Source organism: uncultured Agitococcus sp. (assembly GCF_937920075.1).
Taxonomy (GTDB): Bacteria; Pseudomonadota; Gammaproteobacteria; order Pseudomonadales; family Moraxellaceae; genus Agitococcus.
Genome location: NZ_CALETI010000413.1, coordinates 1 through 7,973, shown reverse-complemented (window position 1 = coordinate 7,973; position 7,973 = coordinate 1). Strand labels below are relative to the sequence as shown.

General features: G+C 40.5%; 5 protein-coding genes. All 5 read right to left on the bottom strand.

Annotated features, from left to right (window positions below; all coding sequences use genetic code 11):
- Nucleotides 1–36: 36 nt before the first annotated feature.
- The 5 genes from Q0212_RS14265 to Q0212_RS14245 all read right to left on the bottom strand — a co-directional run bounded on the left by Q0212_RS14265 (nucleotide 37) and on the right by Q0212_RS14245 (nucleotide 7,653).
- Complete coding sequence (locus Q0212_RS14265; RefSeq protein ID WP_297926683.1) at nucleotides 37–1,695, bottom strand: hypothetical protein; 1,659 nt, start codon at nucleotides 1,693–1,695, stop codon at nucleotides 37–39.
- Between the two features lie 151 nt (nucleotides 1,696–1,846).
- Nucleotides 1,847–4,297, bottom strand: coding sequence for a hypothetical protein (locus Q0212_RS14260; protein WP_297926680.1), 2,451 nt, complete (start codon nucleotides 4,295–4,297; stop codon nucleotides 1,847–1,849).
- A gap of 147 nt (nucleotides 4,298–4,444) precedes the next feature.
- Nucleotides 4,445–5,512, bottom strand: coding sequence for an AI-2E family transporter (locus tag Q0212_RS14255; protein WP_297926677.1), 1,068 nt, complete (start codon nucleotides 5,510–5,512; stop codon nucleotides 4,445–4,447).
- Between the two features lie 96 nt (nucleotides 5,513–5,608).
- On the bottom strand, nucleotides 5,609–6,250 hold the full coding sequence (locus tag Q0212_RS14250; RefSeq protein WP_297926674.1) for an N-acetyltransferase: 642 nt from the start codon (nucleotides 6,248–6,250) through the stop codon (nucleotides 5,609–5,611).
- Nucleotides 6,232–7,653 carry a S41 family peptidase gene (locus Q0212_RS14245; RefSeq protein ID WP_297926671.1) on the bottom strand — a complete coding sequence of 474 codons (1,422 nt, stop codon included), beginning with the start codon at nucleotides 7,651–7,653 and terminating at the stop codon, nucleotides 6,232–6,234. Before Q0212_RS14245 ends, Q0212_RS14250 begins: the two co-directional genes overlap by 19 nt.
- Nucleotides 7,654–7,973 lie beyond the last annotated feature (320 nt).

Sequence of the window (7,973 nt, the reverse complement as noted above, 5' to 3'; positions counted from 1 at the left end):
TTAATAGCATGAATGTTAAACGCATGATCTTTCCCCTCAAAAATCAAATAAACTTGGCACAGTATCGCGCATTTGTTGGCGAGTTTTTTCGCCTGCTTGTTGTAGTTTTTGATACTGTATAGAATCTCGTGGTGGCATCAGTTTACTGGCTTTCTCTGTGCCTTGATAACGCTCCCAATCCAACGCATCTCTAATTTCTTTTTTAGCCTGAATATTGGCTAAAACTTGCCCTTCGGTGTCCCCTGCCATAAAGTTTAAACGCTGTGCAGGATTACCACGATGACAAGCAAAACAATAATCGGCAAACGGTTGTAATTGAGTCAGCTTTTTAATCTTTAATGGTGGAATACCTGACACCACAGGCGGAGACATTTCTGCCGTATTCAAACAACAATAATCACGTGATTGCCCCAATAACGCTTGCATCATGACCACCCGTGAAAAGGGCTTTGCAGCAAAGACTTCATCAGGCAAACTTTGCACTTTTGCAATGACATTTGCCCATTGATTAGCATTGGCTTGGGCTAAAGTTTTTAAATCGGCATCGCTAAAAAATCGTGCTAAACCATACACACCATCAATGTGTTGTGCGGTTAAAACTTGTTTAGGGGCGCGGATGGTCAATGGGTCAACTTCTTTGCGTAAAGGCGGCAATTTATCAAACTCGCTTAAATCTTCGTTGTCTTTTGCACCTTCACCAAACTTAATATCACGCGTCACTAAAGAGCGTAACCAACCTTTAAAACCTTGTTTTTCCCCAATGGGATCACGGTTTAATAAATCCGATTCAGGCACAGCAATACCTTCTTTTGGAAAGTTTTTTGCTTGTAATTGTTTTAAAGTTTGAGCATCTGGGCTATTTGCATCAAAGCCGCCTGCATTATCGGCATATTGTAAAGCGAGTTTTAACATTTGCCGCCGACATTGATTACCGTCTAAACCACAACCATCTAACCATAAACGCTGAGTGACATGATAAAAATTACCAACATCAGTCAACTGGTCAAAACGCTCAGAATTTGCGAGTGGCTGTTGTAATGCTACATTTTCATAAGCGAGATTATTAGCGCGTGCAGCGGCAATCGCAGCAGCGGTACTTTGTTGACCGTTGGTTTCATTCCACGGACGCTGAGAGAAAATCGGCGTGCCACCTTGGTGACAAGTGGTACAAATGGCTCGGCGAGCATAGACAATTCTTGGCACACAACCTTCACAATAATTTTGTACGAGTTGAAACTCAAAGCGTCCTGCGGCTTCGTTATAACTTAACACTTCAATTTCGTGAGCGTTTTCAACAAAACCCAAAAACAATAGTCCTTTGCTATTCAGTCCGAAGCCTGCGGGTGCATTGGCTTGTTCAAAATCAGCAGCAACGACAATACGCGGATGTTTATCATCGGCTTGGCCTTTTAATAAGGAACGACCATGCGGAATTAATAAGGTGATTGGCTCTGTACCTTGCGGATTTTGTTCTTTTAATAAACCAATTAATTTACTAAAGGGATAAGGTAAACCATTATTTTGGGCAATCATGTGATCAAATAACGAGCGAGTACCTTGTGGCGGCAAATCGGTGTCAGGAATAATTTTTTGTGATAAATAAGTTGTTTTGGTAGAGGTATTTTTAGCTAATTCAGTAATGGGGGGGGTACTTGGGCGGTTTAATAAAATCACTGCGCTGACGGCAGTTATCATAACAATTAGAAAAATGCTAAGTATTATTTTTTTCATAGTGGCTCGAATAATTATCTAACCATTTTTTATTGGTAGGGACAACCCTTGTGGTTGTCCTTATATGACCATCATAGGGCAGCCACAAGGGCTGCCCCTACAATGACGGTTTGATTTACATCATTTTCAAGAATTCACGTAGAGCGTGTTTATCTTGTGGTGTTAAATCAACACCAAACTGATGCCCCTTATTTTCAACCAAATCATCACACTTCATAAACAAAGGACGATGTGGATTAGAAGATAACACATGTGCAGCAGGCTCACCTTTTTTGAAGGGAATCAATGCTAAACCTTGGGCATCTTCGCGACCACTACTCATAAAGTCTTCGGTCAGTCCTGTGATTTTTTGTGGACGGCTGGGAGATACTTTGGGATCATCAGACATCATCAACTCATCAAACGCCATTTCAAATTGTTTAATGCGACCACTTAAAGTGTAATCTGGTGAACCATCAGGCAAGAAAGTCACTTCACCAATCGCATTATTATGCAAGAAAGGAGCTGTTGCCCAAACCGATAATAACGAGATATTACGCAAATAACCCGGCCCGCCTTCAATTTTACGCTCGCCAAATGGCACGCCACCAAGCAAAGGAATCACGCGATTAAAGACTTGTTTGACACTGCCAGCAGAGGGACTATTTTTGTAAGTTTCAGAAGAAAACTCTTCCCAAATATGACCTTGATTATGGTTATCATGTAAAGCACGACACATATTAGTACCGACAATATTAAAAGGAGTACGTTCGTCATTACCTAACCAATCTTGACCAAAAATACCTTTATCAGCAAATTGTTTGGGACGTAACTGGCCTTTTAAGTCTTTGACAAAATACTTGGCCATAAATGCTGCATCTTTTTGCTTTTCAGCACTCATTTCATAACGCCAGTAATCTTCTTTACCAAAAATATGGCCTTCATAAAACTTAGCTAAGGCATCTTTATCGGCACGAATATTTTCAGGTGCAAACTTAGAGCTATGACAAGAAGCACACTCACGAGCAAATACTTCACGACCTTTAGGGACTACTTTAAGATCAATATAATTTAAACCAGCGGTATTATCTTTATCATCTTTAGCCGCTAATAAATAAGTTGGCCCACCTGTGATTAAGAAGGCGGCTAAATCATCCATCTTACTATCAGCATAATTCCACGCATCACATTTGTTGGCACATTGCATGATACGCATTGGGCTTTGTTTGGTACCACGACCAAAAAATTGACCAGGATAAGGAAAGTTCGGTGTCCAACATTCTTCGGTACACATACCAATATTGACATAGACACGAATCAACGCCAAATGTTCGCCCACAGAGTCTTCGCCACCTTTTAATACATGGCGTGTCATGGCCGTTTTCACAATACCCGTAACTGGGTCTTTCATCACGTGTTCAAATAAACGTTTGTTATGAAAGTCCATAATATTGTTTTGTGTACCCGGATTATGCTGCCAATCGTTAGCAACAATTGAGGTATCAATTGTGCCTAAGCGTCCTGCCATCACCGCTTGGTTAGCTAAATGATTACTTGGCGCACCTTGGAAGAAAGCTAAGGGCTGACGAATGTGTTGGTTACCAATCGTAGCACTTAAATTTTCCCATTTAGGCTCATTGGGGTTTTTGGGTGGATTAGTAGGATCAAAACCCACGTGACATTGCACACAGGGATGACCAATCACATAACGTTTGTTTTCTTTAATTTCTGTTTCGGAATAAGGAGCTGTTTGTGGATCGTAAACAACTTTGCCTGAAGCATCTTTAATTGGGTCGGCATAGTATTTACGATAACCTAACACACCTGATGAATGTGGGTCTTGGCATTTGTCATACCAATTCGTAGATGCATCACCTTGCACACAATCAGGATCATTAATTAAACCCCATTTACTAAAACGTTGTGCACGGGTGCGTGTGTCTAACCAAGGGTAATACATATTTTCTTTACCGACGACACGCGTTTGCAGCAACATGTTTTCATCTTGGTTGCCAAACGTGCCCTTAAACCAAACATCACGACCACGACGCGCCTGTTCACGCATTTTATTGGCCTTAATGGGGTCTTTAGCCTCTACATCCTTAAATAATCCCAAAACGTAACGGCATCCTTCGGCATCATAACCAGTTGGCTGCACTTCGGTACATGGCGGCGGTACATACTGTGGAATAGGCTGATATGTCCATGTGACTGGCCCACCACGTTTGTGAGTATCAGGTGATGTACCTTTATTCCACACTTTACGCGCAGCTAAGGTGTCATAAAAATGCGCGTCAAACCATTCAGCACGTTCTTTCCAATAAGGTGTACCTGTATAAATACCCGTGGTTAATTTACGATCAACTAAATCTTGAATGGATACACTGCGATTTGTTGAACGATATGGTTCTGTTGATACAGGTACTTGACCAGTTGGCATATCATAGGGTGTTAAAGCTGGCACTTCTGGCACAGGAATTTTGGCTGGTACAGGTGGAACATCTGGCGGAGGTGGTGGCAAGGTAGCAAAATGCACCCCCACACCAATCACTGATACTGTGGCTAAACCCCAAACTATTTTTTTCATGTTGGCTCCTAGATTGAGCAATTTTGCGCCAGTTTAACGAGATTAATACAAATAAACAACTGGTGCAAAAGCTCTAATTTTTTGTTTTAATTCAATTATTTAGAGTAATTATTCTAGAGTAAAAACTCCATTTTTAGATTTAACAACTTAACTCTTTGTTTTTGCTAAATTCTGTTCGCTTTCTAGCCACTGGCGCCAAATAGCGATTAATACCGCTAAAATAACTGGCCCGATAAATAAACCAATCATGCCAAAAGCAGCTAAGCCTCCCAATACTCCAAACATCACTGCTAAAAAAGGTATTTCGGTCGCGCTAGAAATGACAAGGGGGCGGATAATGTTATCAACCCAGCTAATCACAAAAGTTCCCCACGCTGCCAAACCCAATGCTTCAACGGTATAACCTTGGCTCAATAACCAAACCGCCACACTCCCCCACGCAAAGGGAGTTCCAAAGGGAATCATCGCCACCAAGGTGGTAATACAGGCCAAAAATATTGGACTTTCCATGCCTACAAAAGCATAGCCTATTCCTGCTAAAAATCCTTGGGCAACAGCCGTTAACACAATACCATAAACAACAGCTCGGGTTGTATCACCAATTGCATGAATATAACCGTGAACTCTATCACCAATTAAAACGGTTAAACCTTGTTGTATTTGTTGCAATATTTTTTGGCCATCACGATAAAAGAAAAATAAGATAAACAATGCCATTGATAATTTGGCTAAGTTTTTGCTAATACCACTTGCCACTTGTGCCGCTGCACCAAATGCTTTTTGAAACCATGCTTGCAACTGTTCTTTAAACGCATCAGGATTATTCATTAAATTGTCTAAAGTTTTTTGTAACTCATTGGCAAATGGCCATTTTTTTACAAAATCTGGTAATGCTACATTTTGACTACTGATTTTTTGCTCAATAACTCGATAAACATGACTTACTTCGACATTTAACACAATAATTGCTAATAATAAAGGAATGATGATTAATAAGGCTAAGCTCAAGGTCATTAATGCGGCTGCTAAATTATGCCGATAGGCTAAGCGTGTTAACAAACGTGTATAGGCTGGCCATGTTACATAGGCTAAAACGCCTGCCCATGCTATTGGAATAAAAAAAACCGATAAAATACTATAGCCCAAAAATAGGATAACACTCAAAATAACGGCTAGTAATAATCGGTGAAGGGTTAAAGCTTCAAATGAAGACATTCGATCATTTCCTTAAAATGCGTCAACCGACTATAACTGGGAATCAGATTAACTACCAAGATGGTTTTTGAAAATAACTCATATATCCACCGCTATTTAACGCGCTTCCCTCCACATTAACCACAACTTAACATCTTTTTCGACGACCACTTCCTCAGTCACTTTAAAGCCAAAGTGTTGATAAATTTCGATATTTTGCTCTTTAGAGTTTTCTAAATAGGCAGGTGTTTGGGTACGATCACAAATATCTAATATTGGCCTTAACAACTTGGAGCAATAACCTCTACCCTGCGCTTCGGGTGCAACCCCCACCGCCATTAAATACCAATGAGGCACATGTGGATGTTTGGCTTGAATTTTATCCACCACTCGCCAACGGGAATACAACTGACTTAAACCTGTTACGCCTAGCCAATCAGGCAGAAAAGCCAACTGTTCGGCTAAGCCTAATTGCCAACAATTGGGTGGCGACCATAAAGCCGCGCCTAATCTGTCTTCGGTTGTCCAAATTTGCTCATACGGCCATGCAAAACGATCCCAATAAATTTCAAAAATTCGCCGAAACCTCGCCCCTAAATAGACATCTTGTTTGACCAACCAGTTATACATCGGGTCATCCCAAAACGAGCGTGTTAACGTATCAATGATAATTTCTCGATCATCTTTAATTGCCTGATACACTCTCGTGGCTTTAGGAGCTAAATCGTCTTCTGCAAAGATCATGGTTTTGCCTGCCAAAAAGCTGCGCCCTTTAACACATTTAAAGCAGCATACAATACATAATCATCTTGAGCTAATTGTTGCTCTGTAGGTATTTCATCCGTTTTAACAACTGGTTTTTCTTCAACTTTAGCATCATCTTTTGCCGATTTTTTGGTCTTTTTGCCAACATCTGTGCCTTTTTTCACCTCTTCTTCAACCACAGGCTTGGCCTCCTCAACAGGCTTAAAGCTATTGGTTGCATCGGCTTGTTCATTGGGATTTGATAAATGACCTTTTAAATCCGCTTCTTTATAACTTTCTCCCTGAGCGGCAAGCTCTAGTTTGGCTGGCTCAATTAACACGTCAGGTTTAATACCTTCGGCTTGAATCGAACGGCCATTAGGCGTGTAATAACGCGCTGTGGTTAACTTAATGGCTTTGTCTTCACTGATTTGCAAAACGGTTTGCACCGAGCCTTTGCCAAAGGTGGTTGTTCCCGCAATAATCGCACGTTTTTGGTCTTGTAATGCCCCTGCAACAATTTCGGAAGCAGAAGCAGAACCACCATTGACTAATACTAATAACGGCACATTGGGTAAATTTTGTCCTTCAGTCGCTTCGAATTTTTCACTAGGTTCTTCGCTACGCGATTTGGTATAAACAATCAAACCTTTATCTAAAAAGGCATCCGCCACACTAATTGCACCACCCAACACGCCACCCGGATTGTTGCGTAAATCTAAAATCAAGCCTTTAATCGGTTTTTCGCGTTCTTTGAGTTGATTTAAAGTTTTATTTAAATCACGGCCTGTATGAGTTTGAAATTGGGTAATTCTAATGACTGGATAATCTTCGGCAATAAAGCGCATTTTAACGCTGGTTGTTTCAATTTTGGAGCGAATCAAGGTTAAGTTTTGTGCGGCTTCGCCTTTGCGTTGAATGGTTAATTTGAGTGGTTTGCCAATTTCTCCACGCATCACTTCCACAGCTTCATTCATGGTCATGCCTTTAACCGCTTTCCCTTCCAATTTGACGATATAATCACCTGCTTTGATGCCAGCCTTAGACGCAGGTGTATCATCTATCGGACTAATGACTTTTAAATAACCATCTTCCATAGTAATTTCGACACCAATACCGCCAAACTCGCCTGTGGTTTGCGCTTTTAAATCTTGATAATCGTCTTTATTTAAATAGGCAGAATGAGGGTCGAGTGATGACAACATACCTTTAATGGCATTTTCAAATAAGGTTTTATCGTCAACAGGGTCAACATAACTTTGACGAATACGCTCAAAAACATCAACAAAGGTGCGTAAATCGGTGAGGGGTAAATTTTCTACTTTTTTATTACTGTCTGGTGTGGGTGTTGCCTCTGCTGCCCATCCATAGGAGTGTAATACTAAAGAACATAAGGCGACATTTAACAAGCGTTTCATTTATTTCTCAAAATCCTATTAACAAACCATATTTTTAGATTAACAGCATTAATTCTAATGGTCATGCACATCAATCATACAAGTAGTTGTATTATTGTTATTATGACCTGACAAGGTTAAGCGATATTGATTGTTGATTAAAGGATATTTGTTATGCCCAACACCAAACTTGAGCAATATATTCGTTGTGTACCCGATTTTCCCAAACAAGACATTTTATTTAGGGGATTAAACGATGGGCTAATTAATTGTGGGTTTCCTTCGTCAACCCACAATTAACATTTGATTATCGTGGGTTTCGTGCCTCTACCCACGCCACG

What these genes read in the sequence shown, in the direction of transcription:
- Q0212_RS14265 (WP_297926683.1), bottom strand. Translation starts at nt 1,695, where the DNA reads ATGATAACTGCCGTCAGCGCAGTGATTTTATTAAACCGCCCAAGTACC.
- Q0212_RS14260 (WP_297926680.1), bottom strand. Translation starts at nt 4,297, where the DNA reads ATGAAAAAAATAGTTTGGGGTTTAGCCACAGTATCAGTGATTGGTGTG.
- Q0212_RS14255 (WP_297926677.1), bottom strand. Translation starts at nt 5,512, where the DNA reads ATGTCTTCATTTGAAGCTTTAACCCTTCACCGATTATTACTAGCCGTT.
- Q0212_RS14245 (WP_297926671.1), bottom strand. Translation starts at nt 7,653, where the DNA reads ATGAAACGCTTGTTAAATGTCGCCTTATGTTCTTTAGTATTACACTCC.